Below are 17502 nucleotides of genomic sequence, written 5' to 3' on the forward strand. Positions count from 1 at the left end.
TTTGACCTGCGCCAACCGGACAGGGTACGCAGCCGGGTCCGCCGTCGCGCAACGCCGTTGGTTTTTGCCAACGGCCCGCCGGACGCCTCCGCGCAATCCCTTGCCAGGCTTGGCTGCCACGTTTTTTGTTTCGCATGCCCGACCGACTCGTTCCCGCCACGCTCGCGTTTCGCGACGACGGCATCCTCGTCTCGCCCGAGTACGGCGACATCTATCACAATGTCGCGGGCGCGCTCGCGCAGGCGAGCCACACGTTCATCGCGGGCAACGCGCTCCCCGCGCGCTGGCAAGGCCGCCACACGTTCACCATCGTCGAGACGGGATTCGGCGCGGGCGCCAACTTCCTCGCGACCTGGGCCGCCTGGCGCGACAATCCCGCGCGCTGCGAGCGGCTGCATTTCGTGTCGTTCGAGAAACATCCGTTTTCGCGCGACGACCTGCGCCAGGCACTCTCCCATATAGTTGCGAACACAACCATCTCGACAGAAGCGGGGATGCTCGCCGATGCGTGGCCGATGCTCGTTCCAGGTTTTCATCGCCTCGAATTCGACGCCGGCCGGGTCGTGCTCACGCTCGTGCTGGGCGACGCGCGCGAGATGCTGCCGAAACTGGTCGCACGCGCCGATGCGTTCTATCTGGACGGCGTAGCGCCCGCGAAAAATCCCGATCTCTGGTCGGTCGATGTGTTCCGCGCACTCGCGCGCGTCGCCGCCGACAATGCGACCTTTGCGACGTATTCGAGCGCGGGCGTGGTGAAAAAGGCGCTCCTCGAAGCGGGTTTCACGTACCGCGAGATCACCGGGTTGGCCGGCAAGCATGCGATGCTCGCGGGCGAATATGCACCGCGCTGGCGGATGCGCCGGCACGAACCACCACGCGCATTGCCGGTTGCCGCGCGCGATGCGATCGTGATCGGTGCGGGCCTGGCTGGCTGCGCGATCGTCGAACGGCTCGCCGCACGCGGCTGGAACGTCACGCTGATCGAACGGCACGCGCGGATCGCGAGCGACGCATCGGGCAATCCGGCCGGTGTATTTCATCCACTGATGACGCGCGACGACAACGTCGCGAGTCGCCTCACACGCAGCGGTTTCCTGCATGCGCTCGCACGCTGGCGCGCGCTCGAGCAGGCAGGCCATGCGTTCGCGCGCAGCACGCGCGGAATGATTCATCTCGCGGAATCGGCCGACGATTTCGTGCGGATGCGCGATGCGTTCGACGCGCTCGGCGCACCGTCCGATTATGTGTCGCTGCTCGACACCGACGCCGCACGCGCGCATCTGAACCTGCCCGTCGCACATGGTGGCCTGCTGTTTCCGCACGGCGGCGCCGTATGGCCGGCAGGGCTCTGCGCCGCGCAAGTCGCGGCGGCCGGTGAGCGCGTGAAACTGCTGGCCGGCACCGAAGTCGATCGACTCGAGCGTGATGGCGACACGTGGCGCGCTGTCGACGCGGCAGGCGCAACGCTCGCCGAAGCGCCGGTCGTCGTGCTTGCGAACGCGGGCGATGCCGTGCGTCTCGCCGGCCTGCGGCATGTCTCGTTGCAGCCGGTGCGCGGCCAGTTGACGCTGCTGCCGCCCGGCAGCACGGCGCCGCTGCCGTGCCCGGCGATCGGCGACGGCTATGCGGTGCCGCTCGACGACGGCACGCTGCTGATCGGTGCAACGTTCGAACCCGACGACCTCGATCCAGCGATGCGCCCCGCCGGACATATCGAAAATATCGAGCGCGTGCGGCATCTGCTGCCCGGCCTGATCGGCGAGCTGCCGGACGTCGGGACGCTGCGCGGGCGCGTCGCATTTCGCTGGGTCGTCGCCGACCGTGTGCCGGTGATCGGCCCGCTTGCGGACGAAGCGCAGACCGTCGCGAACGCACGCGCACTGAGCGGCGCGAAGGCGCGCGACCTGCCTCGCACCGCGGGCCTCTATGGCGCATTCGGCTACGGCTCCCGCGGCCTGGTGTGGGCGGCGCTCGGCGCCGAGCTGATCGCGTCGCAACTCGAAGGCGAGCCGCTGCCGCTCGAGCGTGAGCTCGCCGATGCCGTCGACCCGGCCCGGTTCCTGATCCGCGCGCTGCGCGGCCGCCAGATCGGCTGATCTCGTCAGCCGAATCCTCACAGTGCTTCGATTTTTTCGCGCAGGGTTATCCACTCGATGCTGTGGATAACCGCGCGGAATCCACGCGCGGTTCGTGTGTAATCACAGTGGACGTAAACTGGGCAACTCGGCACAGCCGTCGAGCGGCTCAAAAGTTGCTCAACTCAAACCTCTGTGAGCAAACAGCCTGTGCAACGGGTTATGGCTGTGCCAACGCTTTGATCTTGTTGCGTAAACCGAAGTTATCCACAGAACTGTGCACGCCTTGTTAACTTCTACTACGTATATATACAAGTAAACCATTGAAACCAAAGACCTGCGGTGCCTCACAGGGCCGCGAGTCGATTCGATCGGCTCCGGAGCGAAAAAGCTGTGGCACAATCGGTTTCCTTCGCGTTCGTTCGGCCAGGTGCCGAACGTGCTTCAATGGAACGGTCTGCTCGATTTCGAATCTGAATCTTCGAGACTGCGCAGTCCGTTCACACACCAGGCCGACAATCCAGATCGGCAGCCTGAACGACAGTTCCGCCGGACGGCGGAAAAAGGCGGATCCCATGTCCCGCCGTCGTCGACCACAACAATCACATTCGGGGCGATACCCGGCCGGCGTGCATCTCATTTCTGACGCTTGACCCCGCGCCGCTGGCGATTGCTTCCAAAGGAGAAGTCACCACGATGAAGTCGGCGTTTTCATTCCTGCCCAACTGGCCGCTCGCACCGGATGCCGTGTTCTGGGCCGGGCTCGCGTTGTTCGCGGCCGGTCTGTGCGGCGAGCTGTGCTACCGCGCATGGCGGTTGCCGCGCATCACTGGCTATGCGGTGATCGGCCTCGTCGCCGGTTCGTTCGGATTCGGCGTGATCGACGCGAGCACCGACGAAACCTCCCGGCTGCTGATCGACGTCGCGCTCGGGCTGCTGCTGTTCGAGCTCGGCAGCCGTCTCGACCTGAAATGGATTCGCCGCAATCCGTGGCTCATTGCGTCGAGCCTTGCCGAGGCGACACTGACATTCGTGCTCGTGCTGTTCGTGATGCTCGCACTCGGCGTGTCGGGCATGGTCGCGCTCGTGCTGTCGGCGATCGCGATCGCGACGTCGCCGTCGATGGTGATCCAGCTCAAGACCGAACTGCGCGCGGAAGGGCAGGTGTCGCAGCGCCTCATCACGCTGACCGCGCTGAACAGCGTGTACGCGATCGTGCTGACCAAGCTCGTCACGAGCTGGCTCCACCAGGAGGCATACGGGAACGTTTTCGCGACGATCCTGCAGCCCGTCTACCTGATCGCCGGTTCGTTAATCGTCGCGTACCTGGTCGCGCGGGCGTGCAATTACCTGTTCCGCCACATGACCTCGACGATGCGCGACGAGCATTCGTTCGTCGCGCTGTTCGGGCTCGTGATGCTCGCGATCGCGGTGGCGCAGGCGCTGAAGCTCTCGACGCTGCTCACGCTGCTGCTCGCCGGCATCATCGTGAAGAACCTCGAAGCGCGGCCGCAGCTGTGGCCCGAGCATTTCGGCACGGCCGGCTGGCTGCTGACGGTGGTCCTGTTCGTGCTGACGCTCACGTCGTTCACGTGGGGCGACATCGCACTCGGCGGGCTGCTCGCGATCGTGCTGATCGTCACGCGGCTCGTTGCGAAGCTGGCCGGCGTCGTCGCGTTCGCGAAGCCGAGCGGCATCGGGATGAAGCAAGGCATCGCGCTCGGCATCGCGCTCACACCGATGTCCGCGCTGTCGTACCTGCTCGTCGACGACACCTACCAGCTCTATCCGAATTTCGACCCGCACCTGCGTGCGATCGTGATGTGCACGATCGTGATCCTGCAGCTCGTCAGCCCGTTCGTCGTCTACCGCTGCCTGTCGGCGGTCAGCGAACGCAGCGACGGCAACTGATTTCCGGAACCTGCCATGGCACTCGAAACTTTCGTCAATTCCGAACCGTTCACGTTCGGCGTCGAACTGGAGATCCAGGTCGTCAACACGCACAACTACGACCTGACCAAGGCGGCATCCGACCTGATGCGCCTGATCCAGGGCGAGACCTTCCCCGGCAACATCACGCCCGAAATCACCGAGAGCATGATCGAGCTGTCGACCGGCATCTGCCATTCGCACGAACAGGCGGTCAGCGAGCTGCACGCGATCCGCGACGTGCTCGTGAAGGCGGCCGACCAGCTCAACGTCGGGCTCGCCGGCGGCGGCACGCACGCGTTCCAGCAGTGGAGCGACCGCCAGATCTACGACGCGCCGCGCTTCCAGTACATCTCCGAGCTGTACGGCTATCTCGCGAAGCAGTTCACCGTGTTCGGCCAGCACGTGCACATCGGCTGTCCCGATCCGGACAGCGCGCTGTTCCTGCTGCACTCGATGTCGCGCTTCATTCCGCACTTCATCGCGCTGTCCGCGTCGTCGCCGTTCGTGCAGAACGTCGATACCGGCTTCCATTCGGCGCGCCTGAATTCGGTGTTCGCGTTCCCGCTGTCGGGCCGCGCGCCGTTCGTGCTGACCTGGGACAGCTTCGAGGAGTACTTCACGAAGATGGTCAACACGGGCGTCGTCAACTCGATGAAGGACTTTTACTGGGACATCCGGCCGAAGCCCGGCTACGGGACGATCGAAGTGCGGGTGATGGACACGCCGCTGTCGGTCGATCGCGCGGCCGCGATTGCCTGCTACATCCAGACGCTCGCGCGCTACCTGCTGACCGACCGGCCGCTGAAGCTGTCGGAGGACGACTATCTCGTCTACACATTCAACCGTTTCGAAGCGTGCCGCTTCGGGCTCGAGGGCACCTGCGTCAATCCTCAGACAGGTGAGCGCCGCACGATCGCGGAAGACATCCTCGACACGCTCGACCGGATCGCGCCGCATGCGGCCGCGCTCGGCTCGCGCGCGGCGCTCGACGAGATCGGCGCGCTCGCGAAGGCGCGGGTGAATGACGCATCGTGGTTGAGAACCGTTTTCAAACAGGAAAAATCGCTGAACGAGACGGTCCGTCAGCAGTGCCTGCGCTGGCGTGAATGAAAAAATGTTTTGCAGATTACAGGCTCGACCGCGCGCCGATTCGCTGAACGCCGTTCGACGCCGATTCGTGCGCAGCGCGTCGCCAGTCGTCCTGAAAATCTGTGGATAACCTGATATTCCGCTTCAAAGTCAATGCTCTGCGGGATGGATAACCCGGTGGATCGGTACCATCGGCACGATGGCCGATTCCAACAGGAAAATGTTTGCGCGTTCGGTTGTGGGGTCGGCAGAGATTGCCGGCACAACGAAAAAATCCGGTTATCCAGCGATTTTCCACAGATTGAAGGGGATAACTTAGCTGTGCGATTTTCCGCTCTCGCTTAGAATGTCGGCTTTGCGGACACCGGAACGACCCGTGTCTCACCGGTCGCCGCGAACGCGACCGCCGCGTGTGCCTCGCGACGGCCGTGTCGACGCTCTTCAACGAGCGTCTGTTTTGAGATAGACATTCGATCTCCACACTACGGCTGCTCGGCGATCCGGGCGGCGGCAAAGCGAAAAGACTATGAGCGAAGGCGTTTACGGGAATCAGGCTTCGGGACGTGTGACCCACAGCTTGCTGCGGTTGAGTACGGCCATGCGAAGCCAGGCATGGGATTGGGCGGAAGGTGCAGGCCTCACGCCGACGCAGGGCGAGATCCTCGTGCTGCTGCTGCAACGCAAGGGCCCGATGCGGCTCGGCGAGATCGCCCGCGAGACGCAACTCACGGCTGCGACCACCAGCGACGCGGTCAGCACGCTCGAGACGAAGGGGCTCGTCGAGAAGCGTCGCGCACTGGACGACGGCCGTGCGCTCGCCGTGCGCCTGTCGGCCCGCGGCCGCACCGCGGCGAAGAAGGCGCTGCAATGGCCTGAATTCCTGACGAAAGCAGTCGGCAAGCTCGGCGCGGACGAGCAGGGCACGCTGTACCGCGCGCTGCTGAAGACGCTGCGCGAGCTGCAGGTGGCCGGTGCGACGCCGCCGCAGCGCATGTGCCTGACGTGCGCGCATTTCCAGCCGGGCAAGCAGTCGAAGAAGACCGTGCATCACTGCGCGGCGCTCGATCTGTCGATGGCCGACAGCGATCTGCGTCTCGACTGTTCGGTGCACGAAGAAGCCGACGCGGCGACGCAAAAGAAGACCTGGAAGTTGTTCGCCGGCTGACGTCCGTCGATCGACCGGGAGGCCGATGATGAACGCTGAAGTGGTGGCGATCCGCCACGTGCATTTCGAGGACCTCGGCAGCTTCGAGCAGGTGCTCGGAGAGCGCGGGCGGCGGGTGCGATACGTCGACGTCGGATCGTCGCGCGTCGAGGCGCTCGACGCGCTCAAGCCGGCGCTGGTCGTGATGCTCGGCGGGCCACTCAGCGTGTACGAGGATGCGCAGTATCCGTCGATCGCGCCGCTCGCGGCACTCGTGCGCCAGCGCATCGATGCCGGACTGCCGATCCTCGGCATTTGCCTCGGGGCGCAGTTCATCGCCCGCGCGCTCGGTGCGCGCGTCTATCCGGCTGCGCAGAAGGAACTTGGCTGGGCGCCGCTGACGCTCACCGACGCGGGCCGCGCGTCGCCGCTGCGCCACCTCGACGGCGCGGCGACCTCGATGCTGCACTGGCACGGCGATACGTTCGACCTGCCGGGCGGCGCGATCCATCTTGCATCGACACCGGCGTGCCGCCATCAGGCGTTCGCTTGGGGGCAGCACGTGCTGGCGCTGCAATGTCATCCTGAAATCCGCACCGACCGCTTCGAACCATGGCTGATCGGCAACGCCGGCGAAATCGCGTCGACGCCCGGCATCGACGCGCGCCAGTTGCGCGCCGACACCGTTCAGCGCGGTCCTGCCCTGGAGACGGCCGCGCGACGCATGTTCGGCGAGTGGCTCGACAGCGTCGGGCTTTGATCCCGGGCGAGCGGCACCGCGCGTGACCGGCCCGCGGGCATTGCGGGTCGGCGCACCGCCGCACGCCGCGTGCGCGCTGCCTCGCGGCCGGCTGCACGCCGGCCCTGCCTGACCATCCGCTTACTGCCGACCCGGCTACGAGCAGGCTTCGAGCTCGCATGCTACGCTGGTCCGCTCTTTCCCTTTCCTGGCGAGCGGTATCCATGACAGCGCTGTTTTCTCCGTTCACGCTGCGCGGCGTGACCCTTCCGAACCGGATCGTGATCTCCCCGATGTGCCAGTACTCGGCCGAGCGCGGCGAGGCGACCGACTGGCACATGATTCACCTCGGCCATCTCGCGCTGTCCGGTGCGGGCTTGCTCTGCATCGAAGCGACCGCCGTCGAACCCGACGGGCGCATCACGGCCGGCGACCTCGGCCTGTGGGACGACGTGACCGAAGCGGCGCTCAAGCCCGTGCTGGCGGCGATCCGCAAGCATTCGCCGGTCCGTGTCGCGATGCAGCTCTCGCATGCGGGGCGCAAGGCGTCGAGCGAGGTGCCGTGGAAGGGTGGCCAGCTCGTGTCCGTCGCCGATGGCGGCTGGCTGCCGCATGCGCCGTCGGCGTTACCGCACAAGGACGGCGAGACACCGCCGCTCGCGCTCGACGCGGCCGGCCTGAACCGGATCCGCGAGGCGTTCGCTGCCGCAGCGAAGCGCGCCGCGCGCCTCGGCATCGATGCGATCGAGGTGCATGCGGCGCACGGCTATCTGCTGCATCAGTTCCTGTCGCCGCTTTCGAACCAGCGCACCGACGAATACGGCGGCTCGCGAGAAAACCGGATGCGCTTTCCGCTCGAGATCTTCGACATCGTGCGCGCGGCGTTTCCGGCGGACCGGCCGGTGGGCGTGCGCGTGTCGGCGACCGACTGGGTCGAGGGCGGCTGGGAACTAGAGGATACGATCGCGTTCGCGCACGAACTGAAGGAGCGCGGCTGCGACTGGATCGACGTGTCGTCCGGCGGCGTGTCGCCGCTGCAGAAGATCCCGCTGTCGCCCGGCTACCAGGTGCCGTTCGCGAAGGCCGTGAAGCGCGCGGTCGGGATGCCGACGATCGCGGTCGGCCTCATCAACGAGCCCGCGCATGCGAACCAGTTGATCGAGGCCGGCGACGCCGATTTCGTCGCGATGGCGCGCGCGATGCTGTACGACCCGCGCTGGCCGTGGCATGCGGCCGCCGAGCTCGGCGCACAGGTGTCGGCGCCGCCGCAGTACTGGCGTTCGCAGCCGCGCGAGCACAAGGCGTTGTTCGGCGACATCGCATTCGGCCAGCGCTGAGCGGCATGCGCGCGATATTGCGCGCGATGTTGAACGAAGCAATCGTGAACGTGTAGGATGCGGGTGATTCGCCGCATGCCCCGACGCGGCACCAACCGGTGCCGCGTTTTCGTTTCGCGCGACGTAGAGTCGCACAAGTCGAAAGCGCGGCTGTCTTTCATTCAAGTCGTCTTCAAAGGATTCGTTCGATGAGTTCACGCAGGATCGCGGTGCGCCGCTCGGGAGTACACGGCAAGGGCGTGTTCGCGGTGGCGCCGATCAAGGCCGGCGAACGCGTAGTGGAATACAAGGGCGAGCGAATTTCGTGGAAGGAAGCGCTGCGCCGCCATCCGCACGACCCGAACGAGCCGAACCATACGTTCTACTTCGCACTGGAAGAGGGCGGCGTGATCGACGGCAAGATCGACGGCAACAGCGCGCGCTGGATCAACCATTCGTGCGCGCCGAACTGCGAGGCCGAGGAGATCGAGGGCCGCGTGTTCATCCATGCGCTGCGCGATATCGGGCCAGAAGAAGAGCTGTTCTACGACTATGGCCTCGTGATCGACGAGAAGCTGACGAAGAAGCTCAAGCGCGAATACGCGTGCCATTGCGGCGCGGCCGCGTGTCGCGGCACGCTGCTCGCCACGCCGGACGACGACGGCAAGAAGAAAAAGAAGAAGGACAGGAAGTCGGAGTCCGACGCGAAGGACAAGAAAAAGAAGAAGTGACCGGCGCGGCCGCGCATCGTGCGCAGCTGCTTCACCTTCACCAGGATGGCCGCCGCGCGGCCGTCCGTCCTGCCCGATACGGGCCAGCACGCGCCTCAGTGCGTCGGCGCGGCGGCCGGCGTCTCGCTCGCCGGCTTCGCGGTGCGCTTGGCGAGCGGCACCCGCACCACGAAACGCGAGCCGCCTCCCGCTGCATCCTCGTACGACACCGTGCCGCCGTGCATCGCGATGATGTCGTGCACGATCGCGAGGCCGAGCCCGGCGCCCGTCTCGACGCCGTTGCCACTCTGCGCATCGCCGCGGAAGAAGCGCTTGAACAGGTCGGCCTGCTGGCTGGCCGGCACGCCCGGGCCGTTGTCCTCGACGACGATCTCGGCGGCTGGCTGGCCGTCCTCGAGCGCGCCGCGTGCGACGTTCACCGTGATCCGCGCGCCCGCCGGCCGTGCGAGCGGCACGTATTTCAGCGCATTGTCGAGCAGGTTCGCGATCACTTCGCGCAGCAGCACGGGGTTGCCGCGCACGTTCAGCGTTTCGTCTTCGCCGGGATCGTCGCTGCGCTGGAAGCCGAGATCGACATGCGAGGCGAGTGCGCGCGGCACCCACTCGGCGCCCGTCTCGAACGCCATCGCGGCCAGGTCGACGTCGACGAAACGCGCGGCCTGTTCGCCCGGCTCCGCACGCGCGAGCGACAGCAGCTGGTTCGACAGCCGCACCGCGCGGTCGGCGGCCGCGCGCAGTTCGCGCACGGCGGCGTAGGTCTGCTGCGGGTCGCGCGCGACGGCGGCCTGTTCCGCATGCAGCTTCACGGCCGTGAGCGGCGTGCGCAACTGGTGCGCGGCATCGGCGATGAACTTGCGCTGCGCGTCGAGCGCGGTCTTCAGGCGGCCGAGCAGCGCGTTCATCGCGCTCGTCAGCGGCCGGATCTCGAGCGGCACGTCGGTTTCGTCGACCGGCTCCAGCGACGTGTGGGTCTGCCGGTTCAGCGAATCGGCGAGATGCGTGAGCGGGCCGAGCTGCTGGTTCACGACCCGCCACACGATGCCCCAGCCCGCGAGCAGCAACAGCAGCAGCGGCATCATGATCGCGACGAGGAATTCGGCCGCGATCCGGTAACGGTGGCGCACCGGCTGCGCGACCTCGACCACCATCGGCTTGCCGCCCTCGACATTGTCGACACGCACCTGCGCGACGCGCACCGCGCGATTGTCGTACTCGGCCTCGAACACGTACGCGTGATGCATGCGGCGCACGTTGATGCCGCGCAGCGGCAGCTTCGGGTCGCCGGCGAGTTCCTGTTCGCCGTCGCTGATCCGGTAGATCAGCGCCTCCGCCGGATCGGAGAACATCGCCTGCGCGAGCGGCGGCACAGTGAACGGCGCGTCGGGGCCGGCGATCTGGATCTGTTTGGAGATGGCGGTGGCGAGGTCGGCGAGCGAGCGGTCGATCACGTGCTGCGTGTACTGCCACGCGAGCCAGTAGGCGATCAGGCCGCTCATCAGCGCGAGCATCGACAGCGGCGCGGCGAGGCGCCGAAGCAGCGAGCGGCGCAGGCTGGTGGTGACAGCCGGATCAGAAGACATTTCGACGGGCAAATGGATAAGCGCCGCTCACGGGGAGCGGCGCGGACGTGCGTCGGACGGCGACGCGGGCAGGGCGGCTTGCCGGCGGCACGCGGCCGGCCGGCGTGCGGCGCCGCTCAGACGCTCGCGGTCTGGCGGATTTCCTGCAGCAGGTAGCCGAAGCCGCGCACCGTGACGATTTCGACACGGCACTGCTCCAGTTTCTTGCGCACCCGGTGCACGTAGACTTCGATCGCGGTGTCGCCGAGATCGCCGCCGAAGTGCGTGAGGTGATCCTGCAGCTGGGCCTTGCTGACCACACGGCCGTGACGCAGCAGCAGCATTTCGAGCACTGCGAATTCGCGCGGCGACAGTTCCAGCGGCTTGTCGTCGTTGAAGATGCGGCGATCGACGCCCGACAGGCGGACGCCGCCGAGCGACACTTCCGGACGCGGCATGTCGCTGTGCGGGCCGCTGCGGCGCATCACCGCGCGGATGCGCGCTTCGAGCTCGGCCGGCTCGAACGGCTTGAGCATGTAATCGTCGGCACCGGAGTTCAGGCCCTGAATCCGGTCGTTCAATTCGTCGCGCGCGGTCAGCACGATGACCGGCGTGTGGCGATTGGTCTGGCGAAAGCGTGTGAGCAGCGTCATACCGTCGATGCCCGGCAGGCCGAGGTCGAGGATCACGAGTTCGTGGCGGTTTTGTGCCAGCGCCTGTTCGGCAAAGATGCCGTCATGCACCATGTCGACGGTGAAGCCAGCCTGCTCGAGGCTGCTCTGGATACCGCGTGCGATGGGGCGGTCGTCTTCGATCAGAAGGAGTCGCATGAAGTTCGCTCAAGTACAATGGGTTGGCGGTTCAGGCACGCGGACAGCACGACGCCGTTTCCACAGGGGCGACGCATCGCCTGACAATCAAGCATGGCGGCCAGCGAACGATTAAATCCAATCATGTCCGATATTTCGATTCACGACCTCGAAGCCGCGATCAATTTCTGGCGCGCCCGCTCGCCGTCGAGCGGCGACGAACTCAAACTCTGCGAAGAGGCCAGCGCGCTCTCCAAGCCGTATGCGCTGCTGATTGTACAGCGCGAAGGCGCGCTGCAACTGGAAGGTTTGGACCCCAAGGCGCGGAAAGCGTACGAGACTTACGTGCGCCTTAAGGATGGCTTGGAAAGCTGAAGGCTTTCGCTGAGTACATCCTAGAAAACGTTCATCGAAATGAAAAGTTGACGCGCCGCGCGTCGAAAGATGCGCGGCGGTAGAGGAAGGTCTCAGGCGGCCGGATCGGTGTGTGCGCACACCTGGTCGATGAACGTCGCGAGCGCGATGTCGCGTTCGGTCAGGCCGTCCGCGTCGTGGGTCGACAGCGTCACGTCGACGCGGTTGTACACGTTGAACCATTCCGGATGGTGGTTCATTTCCTGTGCCTTGATCGCGACACGCGTCATGAAGCCGAAGGCCTCGTTGAAATCGGCAAAGCGCAGGCTGCGCTGGATCGCGTCGCGGCCCGGCACGGCCGTCCAGTGAGGCAGGCCTTCGAGTCGGGTCTTGCGTTCTTCTGATGTGAGCTTGTGAATCATGTTGCACCTCGTTCGGTAACGGCGCCCGCACGCGGGCAAAGGCCACGCGGCAAAACCGGTACCGGTCATTGTTTCATAGTTGCGGGATGGCCATCCGGCAACGGGCATCCGGGGACGGGCGCCGGCGCGGGAATCATGCCGGCGTGGCCCGCGGCCTTACGCGTCGGCGTCGTCCGGCCAGCCTTCGCCCGTGCCGCGATGCAGCACGAGATCGCGGTCGACCACCGCGCCGGCCGGGAACTCGGACAGCGGGGCCAGCCGGTCGGCCAGCGCACGGCCATCGACGTCAGCCAGCGCGAACAACTGCGCGAAATCATCGATCACGAAGTAGGTCTTCTGGAACGTGTCGATCCGGTAGCGCGTGCGCATCACGCGCTCGAGGTCGAAACCGAGCCGGTTCGGCGCCGCGCTTTCGAGGCTGTACAGGCTCTCGCCCTTGCTCGACACGATCCCGGCGCCGTAAATCGACAGTCCGTTCGTGCCGTTCGTGTCGCGGATCAGCCCGAACTCCACCGTATACCAGTAGAGGCGCGCCAGGCGCGCGAGCGCCGCTTCGTCGTCCGCGACCGCGAGCGCGGTGCGGCCGTATGCCTGCATGTAGTCGGCGAACACCGGCTCGATCAGGAGCGGCACGTGGCCGAACAGGTCGTGGAAGCAGTCGGGTTCCTGCAGGTAGTCGAGCAGATCGGGGCGGCGCATCCACCAGGTGACCGGAAACCGCCGGTTCGCGAGGTGCTCGAAGAACACGCGATCGGGCACGAGGCCCGGCACGGCGACGATCTCCCAGCCGGTGGCCGGCTTCAGCTGGCGATTCACGTCGGCGAACGACGGCACGCGATCGGCCGGCAGGTCGATCTTCCCGAGCCCTGCAATGAACGCGCCGCATGCGCGTCCGCGCAGCAGCGCCGACTGGCGCGCATAGAGCTGCTGCCACACCGCGTGGTCGACCTGGCCGTAGCGTTCTAGCGGCTGGTCGATGGTGAAATCGGCGCGGGTTTCGAGGCCCGCGTCGAACTGCTCCTGCAGTTTCGCGGTGACGACGGTGGACATGGTGAGGCTCTGCACGCTGTGGTTGGGAACCATGCAAGTGTAGAGCGAGTGGCGTGCGGAATGAGCGCAAAGATGGCGTGAATTCGCCTGTTAATGCGATAATCGCGCACCAAAACAGGAATCAATGCGGAGAACGCTCATGCTGGAACTCGATCACTTCGATCTCGCGCTTCTCGACGTGCTGCAGCGCTTCGGCCGTGCGACGCACCAGCAGCTCGGCGAGGAGGTGCCGCTGTCGCCGTCGCAGATCGGCCGGCGGCTGCAGCGGCTCGAGGCGGCCGGCGTGATTGAAGGCTACCGCGTGATGCTGCGCCCCGAAAAGCTCGGGCTCGGCGTCACGGCGTTCACGAGCCTGAAGCTCAAGCACCACGGCGATTCGATCATCGAGCAGTTCCAGCAACAGATCGACGTGCTGCCCGAAGTGCTCGAATGTCATGCGGTGGTCGGCGACGCCGACTATCTGCTGCGGATCGTCGCGCCGGATCTCAACGCGCTGTCGCAGTTCGTGATGAAGAAGCTGATGCGCGTGCCGGGCGTCGACAGCGTGCGCTCGAACATCGTGCTGACGACCTTCAAGCGCAACGGCGCGCTGCCGCTCGCGCACCTGGCGCCCGGCGCCGCCTGACGTGGCGGCCGGGCCGGCGGCGGGGAGCGAGGCGCCGCCGCTGACAGGGCCGGATCAGACCGCTTCGGATCGTGCGTCGGCGTTCAGCAGGTCGACGTACGCGACCGCGACGAGATCCTCCTGCGCCACGCCGAGCTTCGCGAACACGTCATGGGCCTCGGCTTCGCCGCCGGCTTCGTCGTCGTCGGGACCGAGCACCACTTCCAGTTCGATGAAGTCGCCGAGGCCGTCGACGCGGTCGAGATGGATCCGCGTGCGGCCGACGAGGTATACGTGCCGTTCCTTCGTCACGATTCCGCGCGTGGTGAGCGCGGTCGCGAGCAGCGCGTGCATCGCGTCCGGGTTCGTCACCGGGCTGCGCGTGTAGTACGACGCCTTCGGCCCGTCACGGTCGTCGCGCTGGTAGAAGATCAGTTCGGCCGGCGTGCCGTCCTCGAAGCGGCGCAGCTTCAGCCGGCCGCGCGGCACGTCGTAGAAGAAATCCTGCTGGCGGTAGAAGAGCGGCGCTTCGGCGGCGAGCCTGGCCGCCTGTTCGCGCAGCCGGTCGAATTCGCGGGCGCGGGCTTTGATCTCGATGTTGCGGGCCATGCGGGTCTCCTTCAATCAGGGGTCTCGCGGTGTGCGAAGGCACAATCTAGCAAAAAGCCTGCGATGGTGGCGTGACGCGCAAGCGGGAAGCGGCGACGCGATGCGGGGCACGCGATTCGAGCCCGTTCGCGATAACACCCGTCACCTGCGGGCGTCGATTGGACACCCGCGGCGCGTCGCACGCCTGCGTCCTGAGCCCGATGCACGACCGGCCGCATCGGCATCAGCGGCATTCATATCGCCCATTGGGTCTCGATCAGCCGCAGCGCGGCCGCGATTGCCGGTTCGGCGCGCCGCGCGGCGAGCGTCACGAAGGTCAGCTCGGTCGGCACCGTCACGTGTTCGACGATGGCCAGCGCATGCGCGTGCGCTTCGGCCAGCGCGGTCGAGTCGCGCGCGAGCGTCAACCCGATCCCCGATTTCACGAGATCGAGCATCGATTGCTCCTGGTCGACCTCGGCGACCTTCACCGGCTGCGCGCCGGCCGCCGCGAACAGCCGCGACAGCAGCCGGTGATGGGCGGACGCCGGCGGCGTCCAGATCCACGGCAGCGCGGCGAGGGCGCGCCAGTCGTGCGCGCGCTGCACGCGCTCCTTCCAGCCGGCCGGCGCGAGCACGCGGTACTGGAAACGTGTGAGCGTGATCGTGTGGAACAGCGTGTCGTCGCGCGGATCGTCCTCGTCGGGCCGGCCGATGTAATAGCCGACGTCGAGCGCCTGCGCACGCACCTGTTCGAGCACCCAGCCGGACATTCCGTGCCGCAATGCGGTTTCTATCTGCGGATGGGTTTCGACCAGCGCGCGCAGGAAGCCGCCGAGCCGCAGGAAGCCGGGATCGAGGATCGTGCCGATCCGCAGCCGGCCGCGCACCTCGTGCCGCAGCGCAGCAGCGGCGCGCTGCACGTCGGCGGCTGCAGCCAGCGCACGCTCGGCGTGCGGCAGCAGGGTCTGGCCGTCGCGCGTGAGCGCAAGCCCGCGCGACGTGCGCGTAAACAGCGTGACGCCGAGCGTTTCCTGCAGATGCTTGATCTGCAGGCTGACGGCCGGCTGCGTGAGATGCAGCTGCACGGCGGCGCGCGTCAGGTTGCCTTCGCGGGCGACCGACGCGAACGCACGGAGCAGGGTGAGATCCATCGTCGTGATATGAGCGCAGCTTATAACGCGGTTCAGCATAACTCATTGGATGGGCGGCGGGCGGCCGGAGTACGCTTCATCGACCGCATCGCCCGCGCCGCACTATGCTGAAAACGACGCGCGGAATCGCACGCGCGGTGCACAACAATTGATGGAGACACTCGTGAGTACTCAACGCACGCTCGAGGGCGAATTCGATTACGTGATCGTCGGCGCGGGCACCGCGGGCTGCGTGCTCGCGAACCGCCTGACCGAGGATCCCGAGATCCGCGTGCTGCTGCTCGAAGCCGGCGGCAAGGACGACTATCACTGGATCCACATCCCGGTCGGCTATTTATATTGCATCGGCAATCCGCGCACCGACTGGCTGTACAAGACGCAGCCCGAGGCGGCGCTCAACGGCCGCGCGCTGTCGTATCCGCGCGGCCGCGTGCTCGGCGGCTGCTCGTCGATCAACGGGATGATCTACATGCGCGGCCAGCGCGAGGATTACGACAGCTGGGCGCAGGAAACCGGCGATGCCGGCTGGTCGTGGGACAGCGTGCTGCCGATCTTCAAGCGCAGCGAGGATCACCACGCGGGCGCGAGCGATGCGCACGGCGCAGGCGGCTACTGGCGTGTCGAGAAGCAGCGGCTGCGCTGGGAGATCCTCGAATCGTTCGCACAGGCCGCGCAGCAGACGGGCATCCCGGCGACCGACGATTTCAACCGCGGCGACAATGCCGGGGTCGGCTATTTCGAGGTGAACCAGAAGCGCGGTGTGCGCTGGAATACGTCGAAGGCGTTCCTGCGGCCGGCGATGACGCGTCCGAACCTGACGGTGATCACCGGCGCGCATGCGCAGCGCGTGATCTTCGACGGGCGGCGCGCGGTCGGCGTCGAATATCGCGGCGGCGGCACCGACTACGTCGCGCGTGCTCGCGCCGAAGTGCTGCTCACCTCCGGCGCGGTGAATTCGCCGCAGATGCTCGAATTGTCGGGCGTCGGTGCGGGCGCGCGGCTGCAGGCGCTCGGCATCGACGTCGTGCAGGATCTGCCGGGTGTCGGCGAGAACCTGCAGGATCACCTGCAGTTGCGGATGGCATTTCGCGTCGAAGGCGTGCGCACGCTGAACACGCTGTCCGCGCACTGGTGGGGCAAGCTGATGATCGGCGCCGAATATGCACTGCTGCAGCGCGGGCCGATGTCGATGGCGCCGTCGCAGCTCGGCGCGTTCGCGAAGTCTGATCCGGACGATCCCGCGCTCACGCGCCCCGATCTCGAATACCACGTGCAACCGCTGTCGCTGGAGCGTTTCGGCGAGCCGCTGCACGGCTTCAACGCCTTTACGGCGTCCGTCTGCCATCTGCGGCCGAGCTCGCGCGGCAGCGTGCACATCGCGAGCCCCGATGCGGGCGCGGCACCGTCGATCGCACCGAACTATCTGTCGACCGACTACGATCGTCATGTCGCGGCGAATGCGCTGCGCCTCACGCGGCGCATCGCGTCCGCGCCGGCGCTCGCGCGCTACCATCCGGAAGAGATCCTGCCGGGCAGGCGGTACCAGACCGAAGCCGAACTGATCGAAGCGGCGGGTGCGGTCGGCACGACGATCTTCCATCCCGTCGGTACGTGCCGGATGGGGCGCACGGATGACGAGCGTGCCGTCGTCGACAGCCGGCTGCGCGTGCGCGGCATCGTCGGGCTGCGGATCGTCGATGCATCGGTGATGCCGTTCATCACGTCGGGCAACACGAATTCGCCGACGCTGATGATCGCCGAGCGCGCGAGCGACATGATCCGCGCCGATCGACGTGCTGCGCACGACGCGACGCAGGTGCGAACGGAAGCGACGATGACGGCTGCATGACGCCACGCTGACAGGCACGACAGCGGGCCGTCATGCGGGTGCCCGCTGATTCGCTATGCGAAACAAGCCGGCGTGCGGATCGCAACG

The 17502-nt window shown here is 66.6% G+C and carries 16 protein-coding genes; 10 read left to right on the forward strand and 6 right to left on the reverse strand.

The genetic code is table 11. The features are described from left to right. Positions 1-134: 134 nt before the first annotated feature. The 7 genes from mnmC (at position 135) to WS66_RS12930 (ending at position 9026) form a co-directional block, all read left to right on the forward strand. Positions 135-2096: a bifunctional tRNA (5-methylaminomethyl-2-thiouridine)(34)-methyltransferase MnmD/FAD-dependent 5-carboxymethylaminomethyl-2-thiouridine(34) oxidoreductase MnmC gene (gene mnmC, locus WS66_RS12890; protein WP_059602135.1), complete on the forward strand. Its 1962-nt coding sequence runs from the start codon at positions 135-137 to the stop codon at positions 2094-2096. 675 nt (positions 2097-2771) lie between these two features. After that, positions 2772-3986 (forward strand): cation:proton antiporter, encoded by a 1215-nt coding sequence (locus tag WS66_RS12905; protein WP_059602132.1) that lies wholly within the window; start codon positions 2772-2774, stop codon positions 3984-3986. 15 nt (positions 3987-4001) lie between these two features. Further along, entirely contained in the window at positions 4002-5117 is a 1116-nt protein-coding gene (locus WS66_RS12910) for a YbdK family carboxylate-amine ligase (RefSeq protein ID WP_006490006.1), read from the forward strand. 505 nt (positions 5118-5622) lie between these two features. Further along, complete coding sequence (locus WS66_RS12915; RefSeq protein WP_059602129.1) at positions 5623-6261, forward strand: MarR family winged helix-turn-helix transcriptional regulator; 639 nt, start codon at positions 5623-5625, stop codon at positions 6259-6261. A 28-nt stretch (positions 6262-6289) separates the two neighbouring features. After that, the gene (locus tag WS66_RS12920) at positions 6290-7000 is read left to right on the forward strand and encodes a glutamine amidotransferase (protein ID WP_059602264.1); all 711 of its coding nucleotides are present in this window, start codon (positions 6290-6292) and stop codon (positions 6998-7000) included. A 203-nt stretch (positions 7001-7203) separates the two neighbouring features. Then, a complete protein-coding gene (locus tag WS66_RS12925) occupies positions 7204-8316 on the forward strand; it encodes an NADH:flavin oxidoreductase/NADH oxidase (RefSeq protein WP_059602125.1) in 1113 nt (370 codons plus the stop codon). A gap of 188 nt (positions 8317-8504) precedes the next feature. After that, complete coding sequence (locus WS66_RS12930; RefSeq protein ID WP_059602123.1) at positions 8505-9026, forward strand: SET domain-containing protein; 522 nt, start codon at positions 8505-8507, stop codon at positions 9024-9026. 95 nt (positions 9027-9121) lie between these two features. On the opposite strand, the gene WS66_RS12935 is transcribed toward WS66_RS12930, so the two are convergent. Beyond that, positions 9122-10606: a sensor histidine kinase gene (locus WS66_RS12935; protein WP_059602120.1), complete on the reverse strand. Its 1485-nt coding sequence runs from the start codon at positions 10604-10606 to the stop codon at positions 9122-9124. A 116-nt stretch (positions 10607-10722) separates the two neighbouring features. Further along, positions 10723-11415, reverse strand: coding sequence for a response regulator (locus WS66_RS12940; RefSeq protein WP_006401494.1), 693 nt, complete (start codon positions 11413-11415; stop codon positions 10723-10725). A gap of 123 nt (positions 11416-11538) precedes the next feature. Here WS66_RS12940 and WS66_RS12945 point away from each other — a divergent pair, with 123 nt between their 5' ends. Further along, positions 11539-11769, forward strand: coding sequence for a DUF3717 domain-containing protein (locus WS66_RS12945; RefSeq protein ID WP_006756491.1), 231 nt, complete (start codon positions 11539-11541; stop codon positions 11767-11769). Between the two features lie 92 nt (positions 11770-11861). Here the strand turns inward: WS66_RS12945 and WS66_RS12950 are convergent, their stop codons facing one another. Together WS66_RS12950 and phhA are read right to left on the reverse strand one after the other, a co-directional pair. After that, entirely contained in the window at positions 11862-12170 is a 309-nt protein-coding gene (locus WS66_RS12950; protein WP_059452552.1) for a 4a-hydroxytetrahydrobiopterin dehydratase, read from the reverse strand. Positions 12171-12326: 156 nt separating this feature from the next. After that, positions 12327-13253, reverse strand: a complete 927-nt coding sequence (gene phhA / locus WS66_RS12955; RefSeq protein WP_082728930.1) for a phenylalanine 4-monooxygenase — start codon at positions 13251-13253, stop codon at positions 12327-12329. A gap of 106 nt (positions 13254-13359) precedes the next feature. On the opposite strand from phhA, the gene WS66_RS12960 reads away from it, so the two are divergent. Continuing rightward, positions 13360-13845 carry an Lrp/AsnC family transcriptional regulator gene (locus tag WS66_RS12960; RefSeq protein WP_006408082.1) on the forward strand — a complete coding sequence of 162 codons (486 nt, stop codon included), beginning with the start codon at positions 13360-13362 and terminating at the stop codon, positions 13843-13845. A 54-nt stretch (positions 13846-13899) separates the two neighbouring features. Here the strand turns inward: WS66_RS12960 and WS66_RS12965 are convergent, their stop codons facing one another. Further along, positions 13900-14433 carry a class IV adenylate cyclase gene (locus WS66_RS12965; protein WP_059602117.1) on the reverse strand — a complete coding sequence of 178 codons (534 nt, stop codon included), beginning with the start codon at positions 14431-14433 and terminating at the stop codon, positions 13900-13902. A gap of 233 nt (positions 14434-14666) precedes the next feature. Further along, entirely contained in the window at positions 14667-15566 is a 900-nt protein-coding gene (locus tag WS66_RS12970; RefSeq protein WP_059602114.1) for a LysR family transcriptional regulator, read from the reverse strand. A gap of 163 nt (positions 15567-15729) precedes the next feature. On the opposite strand from WS66_RS12970, the gene WS66_RS12975 reads away from it, so the two are divergent. Further along, complete coding sequence (locus WS66_RS12975; RefSeq protein ID WP_059602259.1) at positions 15730-17415, forward strand: GMC family oxidoreductase; 1686 nt, start codon at positions 15730-15732, stop codon at positions 17413-17415. Positions 17416-17502: the final 87 nt, after the last annotated feature.

Origin of the sequence: Burkholderia sp. LA-2-3-30-S1-D2 (assembly GCF_001523915.2) — a bacterium.
In the GTDB taxonomy this organism is placed as follows: domain Bacteria; phylum Pseudomonadota; class Gammaproteobacteria; order Burkholderiales; family Burkholderiaceae; genus Burkholderia; species Burkholderia diffusa.

Coding starts and splice junctions, on each gene's coding strand:
- WS66_RS12970 (WP_059602114.1), bottom strand. CDS start 15,566: ATGGATCTCACCCTGCTCCGTGCGTTCGCGTCGGTCGCCCGCGAAGGC.
- WS66_RS12950 (WP_059452552.1), bottom strand. CDS start 12,170: ATGATTCACAAGCTCACATCAGAAGAACGCAAGACCCGACTCGAAGGC.
- WS66_RS12960 (WP_006408082.1), top strand. CDS start 13,360: ATGCTGGAACTCGATCACTTCGATCTCGCGCTTCTCGACGTGCTGCAG.
- phhA (WP_082728930.1), bottom strand. CDS start 13,253: ATGGTTCCCAACCACAGCGTGCAGAGCCTCACCATGTCCACCGTCGTC.
- WS66_RS12925 (WP_059602125.1), top strand. CDS start 7,204: ATGACAGCGCTGTTTTCTCCGTTCACGCTGCGCGGCGTGACCCTTCCG.
- WS66_RS12915 (WP_059602129.1), top strand. CDS start 5,623: ATGAGCGAAGGCGTTTACGGGAATCAGGCTTCGGGACGTGTGACCCAC.
- WS66_RS12930 (WP_059602123.1), top strand. CDS start 8,505: ATGAGTTCACGCAGGATCGCGGTGCGCCGCTCGGGAGTACACGGCAAG.
- WS66_RS12905 (WP_059602132.1), top strand. CDS start 2,772: ATGAAGTCGGCGTTTTCATTCCTGCCCAACTGGCCGCTCGCACCGGAT.
- WS66_RS12945 (WP_006756491.1), top strand. CDS start 11,539: ATGTCCGATATTTCGATTCACGACCTCGAAGCCGCGATCAATTTCTGG.
- WS66_RS12940 (WP_006401494.1), bottom strand. CDS start 11,415: ATGCGACTCCTTCTGATCGAAGACGACCGCCCCATCGCACGCGGTATC.
- WS66_RS12965 (WP_059602117.1), bottom strand. CDS start 14,433: ATGGCCCGCAACATCGAGATCAAAGCCCGCGCCCGCGAATTCGACCGG.
- mnmC (WP_059602135.1), top strand. CDS start 135: ATGCCCGACCGACTCGTTCCCGCCACGCTCGCGTTTCGCGACGACGGC.
- WS66_RS12935 (WP_059602120.1), bottom strand. CDS start 10,606: ATGTCTTCTGATCCGGCTGTCACCACCAGCCTGCGCCGCTCGCTGCTT.
- WS66_RS12910 (WP_006490006.1), top strand. CDS start 4,002: ATGGCACTCGAAACTTTCGTCAATTCCGAACCGTTCACGTTCGGCGTC.
- WS66_RS12920 (WP_059602264.1), top strand. CDS start 6,290: ATGAACGCTGAAGTGGTGGCGATCCGCCACGTGCATTTCGAGGACCTC.